The sequence below is a fragment of the Kitasatospora sp. NPDC054795 genome (genome assembly GCF_053611565.1).
In genome coordinates, this window is record NZ_JBSHAP010000088.1 from 25,744 (window position 1) to 39,618 (window position 13,875).

13 protein-coding genes are annotated in these 13,875 nt (G+C 70.4%); 8 read left to right on the plus strand and 5 right to left on the minus strand.

Annotation, left to right across the window (positions count from 1 at the left end; genetic code table 11):
• Positions 1–389: 389 nt before the first annotated feature.
• The 5 genes from ctaE to ACWGJO_RS27865 all read left to right on the plus strand — a co-directional run bounded on the left by ctaE (position 390) and on the right by ACWGJO_RS27865 (position 5,219).
• Positions 390–1,010 carry an aa3-type cytochrome oxidase subunit III gene (gene ctaE / locus ACWGJO_RS27845; RefSeq protein ID WP_049651835.1) on the plus strand — a complete coding sequence of 207 codons (621 nt, stop codon included), beginning with the start codon at positions 390–392 and terminating at the stop codon, positions 1,008–1,010.
• A 187-nt stretch (positions 1,011–1,197) separates the two neighbouring features.
• Positions 1,198–2,007: a cytochrome bc1 complex diheme cytochrome c subunit gene (gene qcrC, locus ACWGJO_RS27850; protein ID WP_359897057.1), complete on the plus strand. Its 810-nt coding sequence runs from the start codon at positions 1,198–1,200 to the stop codon at positions 2,005–2,007.
• 8 nt (positions 2,008–2,015) lie between these two features.
• Positions 2,016–3,068, plus strand: a complete 1,053-nt coding sequence (gene qcrA, locus ACWGJO_RS27855; RefSeq protein WP_380545985.1) for a cytochrome bc1 complex Rieske iron-sulfur subunit — start codon at positions 2,016–2,018, stop codon at positions 3,066–3,068.
• Positions 3,065–4,726 carry a cytochrome bc1 complex cytochrome b subunit gene (gene qcrB, locus ACWGJO_RS27860; protein ID WP_359897054.1) on the plus strand — a complete coding sequence of 554 codons (1,662 nt, stop codon included), beginning with the start codon at positions 3,065–3,067 and terminating at the stop codon, positions 4,724–4,726. The genes qcrA and qcrB overlap by 4 nt, the downstream gene beginning before the upstream one ends.
• A 121-nt stretch (positions 4,727–4,847) precedes the next feature.
• Positions 4,848–5,219, plus strand: coding sequence for a GntR family transcriptional regulator (locus ACWGJO_RS27865; protein ID WP_359897052.1), 372 nt, complete (start codon positions 4,848–4,850; stop codon positions 5,217–5,219).
• 19 nt (positions 5,220–5,238) lie between these two features.
• On the opposite strand, the gene ACWGJO_RS27870 is transcribed toward ACWGJO_RS27865, so the two are convergent.
• The 4 genes from ACWGJO_RS27870 to ctaC all read right to left on the minus strand — a co-directional run bounded on the left by ACWGJO_RS27870 (position 5,239) and on the right by ctaC (position 9,724).
• The gene (locus ACWGJO_RS27870) at positions 5,239–6,495 is read right to left on the minus strand and encodes an Ig-like domain-containing protein (RefSeq protein WP_452187867.1); all 1,257 of its coding nucleotides are present in this window, start codon (positions 6,493–6,495) and stop codon (positions 5,239–5,241) included.
• A gap of 186 nt (positions 6,496–6,681) precedes the next feature.
• On the minus strand, positions 6,682–7,098 hold the full coding sequence (locus tag ACWGJO_RS27875; protein ID WP_359897049.1) for a cytochrome c oxidase subunit 4: 417 nt from the start codon (positions 7,096–7,098) through the stop codon (positions 6,682–6,684).
• Positions 7,098–8,873, minus strand: a complete 1,776-nt coding sequence (gene ctaD / locus ACWGJO_RS27880; RefSeq protein WP_452187869.1) for an aa3-type cytochrome oxidase subunit I — start codon at positions 8,871–8,873, stop codon at positions 7,098–7,100. The genes ACWGJO_RS27875 and ctaD overlap by 1 nt, the downstream gene beginning before the upstream one ends.
• The gene (gene ctaC / locus ACWGJO_RS27885; RefSeq protein ID WP_452187871.1) at positions 8,870–9,724 is read right to left on the minus strand and encodes an aa3-type cytochrome oxidase subunit II; all 855 of its coding nucleotides are present in this window, start codon (positions 9,722–9,724) and stop codon (positions 8,870–8,872) included. Before ctaC ends, ctaD begins: the two co-directional genes overlap by 4 nt.
• Positions 9,725–10,093: 369 nt before the next feature.
• Between ctaC and ACWGJO_RS27890 the strand changes: the two genes are divergently transcribed.
• Positions 10,094–11,500: an aminotransferase class V-fold PLP-dependent enzyme gene (locus tag ACWGJO_RS27890; RefSeq protein WP_452187872.1), complete on the plus strand. Its 1,407-nt coding sequence runs from the start codon at positions 10,094–10,096 to the stop codon at positions 11,498–11,500.
• A 10-nt stretch (positions 11,501–11,510) separates the two neighbouring features.
• On the opposite strand, the gene ACWGJO_RS27895 is transcribed toward ACWGJO_RS27890, so the two are convergent.
• Positions 11,511–12,488 carry a carbohydrate kinase family protein gene (locus ACWGJO_RS27895; protein ID WP_380635129.1) on the minus strand — a complete coding sequence of 326 codons (978 nt, stop codon included), beginning with the start codon at positions 12,486–12,488 and terminating at the stop codon, positions 11,511–11,513.
• A 273-nt stretch (positions 12,489–12,761) separates the two neighbouring features.
• Here ACWGJO_RS27895 and ACWGJO_RS27900 point away from each other — a divergent pair, with 273 nt between their 5' ends.
• Together ACWGJO_RS27900 and ACWGJO_RS27905 are read left to right on the plus strand one after the other, a co-directional pair.
• Positions 12,762–12,968 carry a hypothetical protein gene (locus ACWGJO_RS27900; RefSeq protein WP_452187874.1) on the plus strand — a complete coding sequence of 69 codons (207 nt, stop codon included), beginning with the start codon at positions 12,762–12,764 and terminating at the stop codon, positions 12,966–12,968.
• Between the two features lie 112 nt (positions 12,969–13,080).
• A complete protein-coding gene (locus tag ACWGJO_RS27905; RefSeq protein ID WP_452187876.1) occupies positions 13,081–13,770 on the plus strand; it encodes a hypothetical protein in 690 nt (229 codons plus the stop codon).
• The last annotated feature ends 105 nt before the right edge of the window (positions 13,771–13,875 follow it).

Sequence of the window (13,875 nt, forward strand, 5' to 3'; positions counted from 1 at the left end):
GCTCCCTCAAGTGTGATCCGGACCACGTTCGCCTGATCCGGATGCTACTCCCGATCACCGTCCGCCGAGTCCCCCTCGCGCACGATCCGTCCCGAGCCGCCGCGCCCCGGGCTCACCCGCCCGGAGGACGGCCCGTCACCCGGTCCCGTCCAGTCCACCCGTACGGCCGACCCCGGGCCCGTCCCCTTACCTCCCACGGCTGGTCCGACCGTGCAGCGACGCGCCGGGCAACGGGGTCGCGGGCCCCTCCGAGGAACCATCAGAAAAGGGACACGCCGCTGCTCAACCCCCGTCCGGGCACTCCGGCACCCCCCAAGGGGGCATACCGCACGCACCGGACACTCCGAGGGACACCCCCCGACGTGAAGACGGAATAAGGGACCGACATAATGTCCGTCGTGGCGACAGCAACAGCAGTAGAAACCGGGCACGCGCACGGATCGGTCAACCGGCCGAACATGGTCAGCGTCGGAACGATCGTCTGGCTCAGTTCCGAGTTGATGTTCTTCGCGGCCCTCTTCGCGATGTACTTCACGCTCCGCTCCGTCAAGGGGCCGGAGTTCTGGACCGAGAAGGCCCACGCCCTCAACGTGCCCTTCTCCTCGGTCAACACCACGATCCTGGTGCTCTCCTCGCTCACCTGCCAGCTCGGCGTGTTCGCTGCCGAGCGCGGTGACGTGAAGAAGCTCCGGGCGTGGTTCATCCTCACGTTCGCCATGGGCGCGGTCTTCATCGGCGGCCAGGTCTTCGAGTACACCGAGCTGGTCAAGAAGGACGGCCTGTCGCTGTCCTCCGACCCGTACGGCACGGTGTTCTACCTGACCACCGGCTTCCACGGGCTGCACGTGACGGGTGGTCTGATCGCCTTCCTGCTGGTCCTGGGACGGACGTACGCAGCCAAGCGCTTCACGCACGAGCAGGCCACCGCGGCGATCGTCGTGTCGTACTACTGGCACTTCGTCGACGTCGTGTGGATCGGCCTGTTCGCGACCATCTACCTGATCAAGTAACCAGCTGATCAGGTCGCTGGCCACCGGCTGCGGCCCCCGCCCTCACCGGCGACGGGCCGCTTCTGCCGGTGCCGACGCTCCCACCGACCGACCGCGCGCGCAGCCCTAGACAGGCAGCCTCGTGCCGGCCAGACCGGCCGCCGGGTGCACCCACCAGTCGACCAGATCCTGACACCGGGGTTATTCCGTGAAAAAGCTCTCCGCACGACGGCGCCACCCATTGGCGGCGCTGGTCGTCCTACTTCTCGCCCTGGCGGCAACCGGGGGGCTGTACGCCGCGTTCGCGCCCGCCGACAAGGCGCAGGCCGACGTCGCCGCGCAGTCGCTCGCGATCGATGAGGGCAAGAAGCTCTTCGCCGTCGGCTGCTCCTCCTGCCACGGCATGAACGGCCAGGGCAGCAGTGACGGTCCGAGCCTGGTCGGCGTCGGCTCCGCCGCTGTCGACTTCCAGGTCGGCACCGGCCGCATGCCCGCCCAGCAGCCCGGCGCCCAGGTCCCGCGCAAGAAGAACATCTACTCGCAGGCCGAGATCGACCAGCTCGCCGCCTACGTCGCCTCCCTCGGTCCCGGCCCGGTGACCCCGACGGAGGAGCAGTTCACCTCGACCAACCCCGAGGACATCTCCAAGGGTGGCGAGCTGTTCCGCACCAACTGCGCCCAGTGCCACAACTTCGCCGGCCAGGGCGGTGCCCTGACCAAGGGCAAGTACGCCCCGTCGCTCGAGGGCGTGGACGCCAAGCACATCTACGAGGCCATGCAGACCGGCCCGCAGAACATGCCGTCGTTCCCGGACACCACCATGCCCGAGGAGCAGAAGAAGCAGATCGTGGCCTTCGTCCGCCACACCACCAACGATGAGCCCAACCCCGGCGGTCTCACCCTGGGCAGCCTCGGTCCGGTGACCGAGGGTCTGTTCGGCTGGATCTTCGGCCTCGGCACGCTCATCGCGGTCGCGATCTGGGTCGCCGCCCACACCACCAAGGCCAAGAAGTCATGAGCCACGACATGTCAGAAGAGAAGCTCCCGGAGCCGCACGGCTCCGCCGGCGAGGTGGCCGACCACGGCAGCCCGTTCGCCGACCCGGGCCTGCCGGCCCACGAGCCCCGGCGCACCGACATCGACGAGCGGGCCGCCCAGCGCGCCGAGCGCCAGGTCTCGCTGATGTTCGTGATCTCGATGCTCGCCACCGTGGGCTTCATCGCCTCGTACGTGGCCATCGACCCGGACAAGATCGTCTACATCTTCCCGCTCGGTCACGTCAGCGCGCTGAACTTCGCGCTCGGCCTGACCCTGGGCATCGCGCTGTTCATGATCGGCGCGGGCGCGGTCCACTGGGCCCGCACCCTGATGTCGGACGTCGAGCTGCCGGCCGAGCGTCACCCGATCGAGGCGTCCGACGAGGTCCGCGCGGACGTCATCGAGCAGTTCAAGACCGGCGCCGCCGAGTCCGGCTTCGGCCGCCGCAAGATGATCCGCAACACCCTGATCGGCTCCATGGCGCTGGTCCCGCTCTCCGGCGTGGTCCTGCTCCGTGACCTTGGCCCGCTTCCCGAGAAGAAGCTCAAGGAGACCGGTTGGAAGGAGGCGACCGAGGCCAAGCCGCTGCCGCTGATCAACATGAACACGCTGCAGCCGATGAAGCCCGAGGACATCGTCATCGGCTCGCTCACCTTCGCCATGCCGGAGGGCCTGTCCACGCACAGCGAGGACTTCCAGCAGCGGATCGCCAAGGACGCCCTGATGCTGGTCCGCATCGCGCCCGAGGACATCAAGGACGAGAAGTCCAAGGAGCTCGGCTTCGAGGGCATCCTCGCCTACTCCAAGATCTGCACCCACGTCGGCTGCCCGATCAGCCTGTACGAGCAGCAGACCCACCACGCGCTCTGCCCCTGCCACCAGTCGACCTTCGACCTGGCGGACGGCGCCCGCGTCATCTTCGGCCCGGCCGGTCACCCGCTGCCGCAGCTGAAGATCATCACTGACGAGAAGGGCAACCTGGTCGCCACCGGCGACTTCGCGGAGCCCGTCGGCCCGAGCTACTGGGAGCGTGCTCGATGAGTAGCGCGAGCAGCACCACGACCGGTGCCGCCAAGCCCTCCAGCACGCGTGAAAAGCCCGCCAACAAGTGGGAAGCCGCGGCTGACTGGACGGACGGCCGGCTGGGGATCTACTCCCTCGCCAAGGCCAACCTGCGGAAGATCTTCCCGGACCACTGGTCCTTCATGCTGGGCGAGATCTGCCTCTACACGTTCGTCATCATCATCCTGACCGGCGTCTACCTGACGCTGTTCTTCAAGCCCTCGATGGCCGAGGTCGTCTACGACGGCTCGTACGTGCCGCTCAAGGGCATCCCGATGTCGGAGGCCTACGCCTCCACGGTGGACATCAGCTTCGAGGTCCGCGGCGGTCTGCTGATCCGTCAGATCCACCACTGGGCCGCCCTGGTCTTCGTGGCCGCGATGCTCGTGCACATGATGCGCGTGTTCTTCACCGGCGCGTTCCGCAAGCCGCGCGAGATCAACTGGGTCTTCGGCTTCCTGCTGCTGGTCCTGGGCATGTTCGACGGCTTCTTCGGCTACTCCCTGCCGGACGACCTGCTGTCGGGCACCGGTATCCGCTTCATGGAAGGCGCGATCCTCGCCGTCCCGCTGATCGGCACCTACGTCCAGATGTTCCTGTTCGGGGGCGAGTTCCCCGGCCACGACATCGTGCCGCGCTTCTTCACCATCCACGTGCTGCTGATCCCGGGCATCATGCTCGGCCTGCTGGTGGCGCACCTGATCCTGGTCTTCTACCACAAGCACACCCAGTGGGCGGGTCCGGGCAAGACCGAGAAGAACGTCGTCGGCATGCCGCTGATGCCGGTCTACATGGCCAAGGCCGGTGGCTTCTTCTTCCTGGTGTTCGGGCTCATCGCCGTCGTCTCGGCGATCGCCACGATCAACCCGATCTGGGCGTACGGCCCGTACCGTCCGGACCAGGTCTCCACGGACGCCCAGCCCGACTGGTACATGGGCTTCTCCGAGGGTCTGATCCGTGTCATGCCGGGCTGGGAGATCAGCGTCTGGGGCGGCCACACCCTCAACCTGGGTGTCATGATCCCGCTGGCGATCTTCCCGCTGGTCCTGGTCTCGATCGCGGTCTACCCGTTCATCGAGAGCTGGATCACCGGCGACAAGCGCGAGCACCACATCCTGGACCGCCCGCGCAACGCTCCGGTCCGCACCGCCCTGGGTGCCGCCTGGATCAGCCTCTACCTGGTGCTGCTGATGGGTGGTGGCAACGACCTGTTCGCCACCCACCTGCACCTGTCGATCAACTCGATCACCTACTTCGTCCGCGTCGGCTTCTTCGTCGTCCCGGTCGTGGTCTTCATCATCACCAAGCGCTGGTGCCTCGGCCTCCAGCGCCGTGACAAGGAGAAGGTGCTGCACGGCCGCGAGACGGGCGTCATCAAGCGCCTGCCGCACGGCGAGTTCATCGAGGTGCACGCCCAGCTGCCGCAGAAGGACCTGTTCAAGCTCACCGCGCACGACCAGAACCAGCCGGTCGAGCTGCCGGCCCAGACGGACGAGAACGGCGTGGCCCGCAAGGCCGGCGTCCTCACCCGCACCCGGGCCAAGCTCTCCCGCGGCTTCTACGGCGAGGGCAGCCAGATCCCCAAGCCGACCGCCGAGGAGCACCACGAGATCACCAGCGGCCACGGCCACCACTGATCCCGTAAGCGCCACCGCGCCACCCCGAGGGCCGCTGACCAGAGTTCTTCTGGTCGGCGGCCCTCGGGCTTTCCCAGGTCCGCCAGTCCCGTGCCCGCCCGCCGCGCCACCAGGAGCCCCCGTGCAGCTGTCCGTCGACCCCGCCTCGGCCACTCCCCCGTACGAGCAGATCCGCGCCCAGATCGCCGACCGGGCCCGCTCCGGCGAGCTGCCGACCGGGCTGCGGCTGCCCACCGTCCGGGCCCTGGCCGAGGAGCTGGGGCTGGCCGCCGGCACCGTCGCCCGGGCCTACCGCGAGCTGGAGGCGGACGGCGTGGTGGAGACCCACGGCCGGCGCGGCACGCTGATCGCCGCCACCGGGGACGCCGCCCACCGGCTGACCGCCGAGGCCGCCGCCGAGTTCGCCGCCCGGGCGAGCCGCCTGGGCGTCTCCCGCTCGGACGCCCTGGCCGCCGTGGACACCGCTCTGCGGCTGGCCTTCCCGGAGGGCTGACGGGCCCGGGAGGGGCCCGTCAGAGGTCGGGGCGGATCATCCCCGCGGCGGGGGCCTGGGAGGGCGGTGCGGTGGTGCTGACGGGCTGTCCCGAGGCGCTGTGCTTGACCCAGTCCGTCCAGCCGACGTTCCAGTCCCCGAAGCCGTTGCCGAAGGCCTCCATCGCGCCGCCCCGGCTGTTCACCACCGTCACCAGGTCCCCGACCCGGGTGTGCTGGTAGAACCACTCGGCGTTGCCGGTGCTCATGCCGGTGCAGCCGTGGCTGACGTTCTCGATGCCCTGCGAGCCGACCGACCAGGGCGCCGCGTGGACGTACTCGCCGCTCCAGGTCACCCGGGTGGCCCACTTCACGTCGAGGTCGTACGACTCCGTGCTGCCAGCGGCTATGCCGATGGTCTCGCCCTTCATCCGGACCGACCGCTCCTGGCCGAGCACCACCTTGACGCCGTTGCGGGTGTCGAAGCCGGGCTTGCCGGTGGTGACCGGGATGGTCTTCAGCACCTCGCCGTCGCGCTTCAGGGTGAGCTCGTGGGCGGCCGCGTCGATCACCGACTCCACCCGCTCGCCGATCCGCAGCTTCAGCGAGCTGCGGTCACCGCCGTAGAGGCCGTCCGCGATCCGGCTGCCGGTGCCGTCGAAGGCCAGCGAGACGGCCGTGCCGGCCGGCCAGTAGTCCTCCGGGCGGAAGTGCAGGTTCTTGTCGTCCACCCAGTACCAGGCCCCGGTGACGACGGGCTGGGAGCCGACCGTCAGGGCCCGCTCGACCTCCTGGCGGGCCTGCGGGTCCGTCACCGCCTCGGAGAGCTGCACGGTGAGCGGCTGGCCCACCCCGTAGACGCCGGTGCCGGAGGAGTCCGGGCCGAGCTTGGCGGTCAGCAGGCGCTGGGCGGCGACGGTGCTGAAGCTCGCGGTGGTGTCGCCGCGGCCGCCCCTGCCGTCGTGGGCGGAGATCCGCACCGTGTACGCGGTCGAGGCCTTCAGCCGGCCGGTGGTCTGCCAGCTGCGCTGGTCCTCCGCGAGCTTCCCGGCGACCACCCGGCCGTCCGGGCCGACCACGGTGACGTCGGTGAGCGTGCTGCCCTGGACGGCGCTCACGGTGACCGGCTGGGAGGGATCGACCTTGCCGTCCGCCGAGAGGTGGACCAGCGGGGCCGCGTCGATCCGGTGCGGCCCGGCGGGCGCATCGCCCCCGGCCGTGCAGGCGGCCAGCGGGGCCAGCACTGCGAGGGCCAGCGAGATGCCGCCTAGAGCTGCGATTCCACGCCTGTCGGCCATGACCGCCTCCGAGGGTTCGCGCGATTGATCAGATCGTAGGAACGCCCCCCGGTGAAGCGACATCCGAGGGACTTCCCGTTCACCCACCGGAGTGAGGCCGTCATCCCGGGGACGCAGCAGGACCGGGGAACGCAGCAGGGCCGGTCCCCCGTGCGGGAGGACCGGCCCTGCTGCGGAGGCGGGAACCTACTGGTTCTGGTTCTCGCCCCGGTAGAACTCGAAGACCCATCCGAAGATGCCGATCATGATGATCGGGGCGGCCCAGAACATCAGCCACCAGCCGAAGATCACGCCCAGGAAGGCGAGCGCGCCACCGAGCGCCAGCGAGAGCGGCTGCCAGCTGTGCGGGGCGAAGAAGCCCAGCTCGCCGGAGTCGTCCGCGACCTCGGCCTCGGGGTTGTCACCCGCGCCGCTGTCCACCCGGCGGGCGGTGAAGGCGAGGTAGTACCCGATGAAGGCGCACAGGCCGAAGGCCAGGAACAGCGCGGTGGTACCGGCCGCCTCGATGCCCTTGTCCGAGTGGTTGGTCCACAGGCCGTAGGTCACGGCCATGGCCAGCACGAAGACCGACAGGCCAAGGAAGATCTTTCCCTGTTCCTTCATCAGGCGTCGCCCTCCTTGTTGCCCTTGCCCAGCTTCGGGGCGTCGTACTTCGCCGGGGTCACACCGGCGAGGTGCTTGGCCGGCTCGCCGTGGTTCTCCAGGTAGTCCAGCGCGGCGATCTCCGGGTGGTGGAGGTCGAAGGCCGGGGATTCGGAGCGGATCCGCGGGAGGGTGAGGAAGTTGTGCCGCGGCGGCGGGCAGGAGGTCGCCCACTCCAGCGAGCGGCCGAAGCCCCACGGGTCGTCCGTGGTGACCTTCTCGCCGTACTTGGCGGTCTTCCAGACGTTGTACAGGAACGGCAGGATCGACAGCCCGAGAACGAAGGACCCGATGGTCGAGACCGTGTTCAGGGTGGTGAAGCCGTCCGAGGCCAGGTAGTCGGCGTAGCGGCGGGGCATGCCCTCCGCGCCGAGCCAGTGCTGCACCAGGAAGGTGGCGTGGAAGCCGAAGAACAGCGTCCAGAACGTCATCTTGCCGAGGCGCTCGTCCAGCATCTTGCCGGTCATCTTCGGCCACCAGAAGTGGAAGCCGGCGAACATCGCGAACACGACGGTGCCGAAGACCACGTAGTGGAAGTGGGCGACGACGAAGTACGAGTCCGAGACGTGGAAGTCGATCGGCGGGGAGGCCAGCAGGACACCGGTCAGACCACCGAAGAGGAAGGTGACCAGGAAGCCGACCGTCCAGAGCATCGGGGTCTCGAAGCTCAGCGAGCCCTTCCACATGGTGCCGACCCAGTTGAAGAACTTCACACCGGTCGGGACCGCGATCAGGAAGGTCATGAACGAGAAGAACGGCAGTAGGACCTGCCCGGTGACGTACATGTGGTGCGCCCACACCGTCACGGACAGACCGGCGATCGCGATGGTGGCCGCGACCAGACCGGAGTAACCGAACATCGGCTTGCGGCTGAAGACCGGGATGATCTCCGACACGATGCCGAAGAACGGCAGCGCGATGATGTACACCTCGGGGTGGCCGAAGAACCAGAACAGGTGCTGCCACAGCAGGGCCCCGCCGTTGGCCGGGTCGAAGACGTGGGCACCGAACTTGCGGTCCGCCTCCAGGGCGAACAGCGCGGCGGCCAGCACCGGGAAGGCCAGCAGGACCAGCACCGAGGTCAGCAGGACGTTCCAGACGAAGATCGACATCCGGAACATCGTCATGCCCGGAGCGCGCATGCAGATGATCGTGGTGATGAAGTTGACCGCGCCGAGGATCGTGCCGAAGCCGGAGAAGGCCAGACCCATGATCCACATGTCGCCGCCGATGCCGGGCGAGTGCACCGCGTCGGACAGCGGGGAGTAGGCGAACCAGCCGAAGTTGGCGGCGCCGTTCGGGGTCAGGAAGCCCGCCACCGCGATGGTCGAGCCGAAGAGGTACAGCCAGTACGCGAACATGTTCAGACGCGGGAACGCCACGTCCGGGGCGCCGATCTGGAGCGGCATGATCCAGTTCGCGAAGCCGGCGAAGAGTGGCGTCGCGAACATCAGCAGCATGATCGTGCCGTGCATCGTGAACGCCTGGTTGAACTGCTCGTTCGACAGGATCTGGGTCCCGGGACGAGCCAGCTCGGCACGCATGACCAGGGCGAGGATGCCACCGATCAGGAAGAAGGCGAACGACGTGCCCAGGTACAGCGTGCCGATCGTCTTGTGGTCAGTGGTGGTCAACCACTTGATGATGGTCGAACCCGGCTTGCGGGTCCGCTGCGCCCCGACCGTGACGGCCTCGGCGCCCCCGCCGGCCGCGGCGGGCTCGTTGAGGATTGTCACTTCTCTTCACTTCCCATGGTGATCAGGCCGGAGGGCACCGCACCGTTCTGGCCCTTGGCGCGAAGCTCGGCCAGGTGCTTGTCGTAGTCGGCGCGGTCGACGACCTTGACGTTGAACAGCATGCGCGAGTGGTCGACGCCGCAGAGCTCGGCGCACTTGCCCATGTACTCGCCCTTGACGGTCGGCGTGACCTCGAACTTGTTCACCACGCCCGGCACGACGTCCATCTTCATCAGGAAGTTGACGGGCCAGAAGTCGTGGATGACGTCACGCGAGGTGAGGCGGAACTGAACCGACTCGTTGACCGGCAGCCAGAGCGTCGGAGCGTCCTTGGGCGTACCGACCTCGTACGCGGCGTCCCGGTTGGCCGGGTCGGGGGTCTCGGTGTTCTCGTAGTTGAACGCCCAGCTCCACTGGAAACCGACCACGTTGACGTAGTGCTGCGGCTTCTCGGAGGTGGAGGTCAGCTTCGCCTCGTCGCGGGCGACGAAGTAGAAGAGGACCGAGACGATGATGATGGGGACCGCGGTGTAGAGCGCCTCGATGGGCACGTTGTACCGGGTCTGCGGAGGGATCTCCACACCGGTGCGCCTGCGCCGGTGGAAGATCACGCTCCAGATGATCAGACCCCACATCAGTACGCCGACCACCAGCGCCGCGATCCAGGAGCCCTGCCACATCTGGAGGACCATGGGCCCTTCCTTGGTGACGGGACTCGGGAGGCCAAGCCTGGGGAGGTCGTTGGCCGAGCAGCCGGTGGCGGTCGCGATGACGAGGCCCAGTGCCAGCGCCTGAGGCAGCTTCCGCCGCATCGTGCGCCGCGGCGAGCGGTCGGAGCCGTTGGGACTCACGTAGCGCCTTCCCGAAGTCTCGCCCGCCTTCGCGTCGCCCCGGGGAGGAGTGTGAGCCTCCCCGGCGACCCGTCCACGGGCACGGTTTGAATGCTTATGCGGGCCAAACCCTACTCCAGCCTTATGCGCTCCTGACGGGCAGCCCCCGGTAACGCGCCGCCCGCTAGCCCGATCAGGCCCGGTGGGGGCTGCGTCGCAGGTCATCGTAGGCATTCGAGGTCCGTACGCCCGATCGGGGGATGACCTCGGACGACGCCCGTGACGGCCCGTCGGACGCGGACGAAGCGGACATTCGGGATGATCGACTGACGGCGGGTGAGCCGCGCGAGGGGCCCCGGGCACCGGCCGGGTGTGTCGTTAAATGTCACCGTGTACTTCGACGCGGCCTCGACGGCCCCTCTGCACCCCGTCGCGCGGCAGGCGCTGACCGCCGCCCTGGACGAGGGCTGGGCCGATCCGGCCCGGCTCTACCGATCCGGCCGACAGGCCCGGATGCTGCTGGACGCCGCCCGCGAGACGGTGGCCGCGGTGCTGGGCACCCGGGCGGACGAGATCGCCTTCACCGCGAGCGGCACCCAGGCCGTCCAACTCGGCCTGCTGGGCGCGCTGACCGGGAACCGGCGGCGCGGCGGCCACTTCGCGCACTCAGCGGTCGAGCACTCCAGCGTGCTGCACGTCGCGGAACGCCACCTGGCGGGCGGGGGCGAGGTCTCGGTGGCGCCGGTGGACCGCGGCGGCCGGGCCGACCCGGCGGCCTTCGGCGCGCTGCTGCGCCCGGACACCGCGCTGGCCGCGCTGCAGAGCGCCAACCACGAGGTCGGCACGGTGCAGCCGGTCGGCGAGGTCGCCGAGCTGTGCGCCGCGGCCGGCGTCCCGCTGCTGGTGGACGCGGCGCAGAGCGCCGGGCGGATGGACGTCCCGGCGGGCTGGTCGCTGCTGACCGCGAGCGCCCACAAGTGGGGCGGCCCGCCCGGGGTCGGGGTGCTGGCCGTGCGCAAGGGTGTCCGGTACGCCTCGCCGCTGCCGGCCGACGAGCGCGAGGGCGGCCGGGTGCCCGGCTACGTCAACGTCCCCGCGATCGTGGCCGCGGCCGCCTCGCTGCGCGCCGTGCGCGCCGAGGCCGAGCGGGAGAACAGCCGGCTGCACGCGCTGGTGGAGCGGATCCGCACCCGGGTGCCGCAGCTGGTGCCCGAGGTCGAGGTGGTCGGCGACCCGGTGCGGCGGCTGCCGCACATCGTCACCTTCTCCTGCCTGTACGTGGACGGGGAGGTGCTGCTGACCGAGCTGGACCGGGCGGGCTTCGCGGTCTCCTCCGGCTCCTCCTGCACCTCGTCCACGCTGACGCCCAGCCACGTGCTGGCGGCGATGGGCGTGCTCACCGAGGGGAACGTGCGGGTCTCGCTGCCGTACGGGACGGCCGAGGCCGACGTGGAGCGCTTCCTCGCGGTGCTGCCGGACCTGGTGGCCGGCGTCCGGGCGCCGCTCGGGCTGGACCTGCCGGCGCCCGGGCCCGCGCCCGAACCGGCGGCCCGGGAGTCGCTGCTGGTCATCGACGCGCTGGGCAAGCGCTGCCCGCTGCCGGTGATCGAGCTGGCGAAGCGGATCGGCGAGGTGCCGCGGGGCGGCACGGTCGCGGTGCTGGCGGACGACGAGGCGGCCCGGCTGGACATCCCGGCCTGGTGCGGGATGCGCGGGCAGGAGTACGCGGGCGAGGCCCCGGCCGCCGAGTACGGCGGCGACCGGGGCTCGGCCTACCTCGTGCTGCGTCGCTCCTGAGCGGGGCGGACTACTTGACCAGGTGCGCGCTGATCTCGGCGACCGCCTCGGCGCCGTAGGCCTCCTCGAAGCGCTTCAGGAAGGCGGCCGGGCGCAGCTCGTACTCCTGGGTGCCGACGGTCTCGATCACCAGGGTGGCGAGCATGCAGCCGAGCTGGGCGGAGCGCTCCAGGTCGAGGTCCCAGGACAGGCCGGCCAGGAAGCCGGCGCGGAAGGCGTCGCCGACGCCGGTCGGGTCGACCTTGGCCTCCTCCTTGGCGCAGCCGACCAGGATCGGCGCCTCGCCCTTGCGCTCGATCCGGACGCCCTTGCTGCCCAGGGTGGTGATCCGGGTGCCGACGCGGGTGAGCAGCTCCTCGGCGCCCCAGCCGGTCTTGCTCTCGATCAGCGCGGCCTCGTACTCGTTGGTGAAGAGGTACGCGGCGCCGTCCACGATCTCGCGGATGTCGTCGCCCTCCAGGCGGGCCAGCTGCTGGGAGGGGTCGGCGGCGAAGGCGTAGCCGCGGGTGCGGCACTCCTGGGTGTGGCGGACCATGCCCTGTGGGTCGTCGGCGCCGATCAGGACGAGGTCCAGGCCGCCGACGCGGTCGGCGATCGGCTTCAGCTCGATGTTGCGGGCCTCGGCCATGGCACCGGTGTAGAACGAGGCGATCTGGTTGTGGTCCTCGTCCGTGGTGCACATGAAGCGCGCGGTGTGCCGGGTCTCGGAGATGTGGACGGAGTCGCAGTCCACGTTGTTGCGCTCCAGCCAGCTGCGGTACTCGGCGAAGTCCGCACCGGCGGCGCCGACCAGGACCGGGCGCAGGCCGAGCACACCCATGCCGAAGGTGATGTTCGGCGCGACGCCGCCGCGGCGGATGTCCAGGGTGTCGACCAGGAAGGACAGCGACACGGTGTGCAGCTGCTCGGCGACGAGCTGGTCGGCGAACCGGCCGGGGAACGTCATCAGGTGGTCGGTGGCGATCGAGCCGGCAACGGCGATACGCACGGAAGGTCTCCTCAGGATGGCTGCGGGGCCAACGGGCAGGCGGGGTTGAACCCACCCACGGTACCCGGCCCCGGGGAGCGCCCAGGCAAGAGTGCCGCAAGTTGCCGCCCGCACGGCCATGGTGGCACCCGTGGCCCTCGAACGTGTACTACCTCCCGGTAGCACTGGTGGGCGGCCGGGCCCCTGCCTAGGGTCGGCCGTGGGGGCCCGTCCCGCGGGCCCCGCCGTCGACCGTGGCAGCGTGGCCGCGGCCCTGGATCGGAGCGATGCCCGATGATGACCGACCACTGTTCCCTGCCCGCCCTGCGGACCGAGGACGGCGAGACGCTCGACGCCCTGGTGGACTCCTCCCGGCGGCTGCGCCGGTTCTGGCCGCAGCTCGCGGCCGGTCCGCAGCCCGCCACCCCCGCGCCGACCGGCTTCCGGGTCCCGTCCGGGGCGCAGCGGATGGTGGCCGGGATGGCCGAGTACGGCTTCTGAGCCCGCGCCGGAACGGATCCGGCCGGCACGGAACCGGATCCGACCGGAGCACGTCACATCCGCGCGGAGCGGCGAGGAAGCGGCACCGCTGAACCCTCGGGAGGATGTGCAGATGGAACCGGAGACGATGCCCCGGCGCGGTCGGCGGGCGGTGGCCCTGGCGGGTCTGGCGCTGGCGGCGGTGATGACGGTGGCCGGCTGCGGCGGGGGCGGCAAGCCCGCCTCGGACGCGGCGGCGAGCGGCTCGGCCGCCGCGTCGGCCTCGGAGAGTGCCTCTCCGCAGGCCCCGACGGACTCCGCGAGCCCGTCCTCGGCGGAGCCGACCGGGAGTTCCTCCGGCGCCTCGCAGCCGGCCCGGCCGCCGGGCGGCTTCACGCCCACCCCGGCCTCGCCCGCGCCCGGGCAGCCGGCCCCCGGCACTCCCCCGGGCAACGGGATCGCGGTGGGCGAGCCGAACCCGAACGGTTCGGGCGCGCCCGTCCGTCCGCCGGTCGCCTACCGGGTGGACGGCACCACCAAGCTGACCGTCTACTTCTTCGGCGGGGTCTGCACCACGTACGCGCTGAAGGCGGACGAGTCCCAGCCGGGCCGGGTGGACGTGCTGGTCGTGCCGGGCCCGCCCACCGTCCAGCCGGGGCAGGTGTGCAACGCGCTGGCCAAGCGGCAGGCGGTCTCGGCCGACCTGCGCTCGCCGCTGGCCGGGCGGACCGTCGTCGACCGGACCAGCGGCCAGGAGCTGCCGCTGGAGGGCGACCCGCACATGGGGCCGGACCCGGTGAGTCCGGACGTCGCCGGACGGTAGACGTCCCCGCGGGCGCCGGGCGGCCCCGCGCGGGCGGGAAACGAGAAGGGGGCCCCCCGGGGTATCCCCCGCCCCCCCGCCGCCCCGGGCCGACCAGAAGCAGAA

Coding starts and splice junctions, on each gene's coding strand:
- qcrB (WP_359897054.1), top strand. CDS start 3,065: ATGAGTAGCGCGAGCAGCACCACGACCGGTGCCGCCAAGCCCTCCAGC.
- qcrA (WP_380545985.1), top strand. CDS start 2,016: ATGTCAGAAGAGAAGCTCCCGGAGCCGCACGGCTCCGCCGGCGAGGTG.
- ACWGJO_RS27875 (WP_359897049.1), bottom strand. CDS start 7,098: ATGAAGGAACAGGGAAAGATCTTCCTTGGCCTGTCGGTCTTCGTGCTG.
- ctaE (WP_049651835.1), top strand. CDS start 390: ATGTCCGTCGTGGCGACAGCAACAGCAGTAGAAACCGGGCACGCGCAC.
- ACWGJO_RS27870 (WP_452187867.1), bottom strand. CDS start 6,495: ATGGCCGACAGGCGTGGAATCGCAGCTCTAGGCGGCATCTCGCTGGCC.
- ACWGJO_RS27905 (WP_452187876.1), top strand. CDS start 13,081: ATGGAACCGGAGACGATGCCCCGGCGCGGTCGGCGGGCGGTGGCCCTG.
- ACWGJO_RS27900 (WP_452187874.1), top strand. CDS start 12,762: ATGATGACCGACCACTGTTCCCTGCCCGCCCTGCGGACCGAGGACGGC.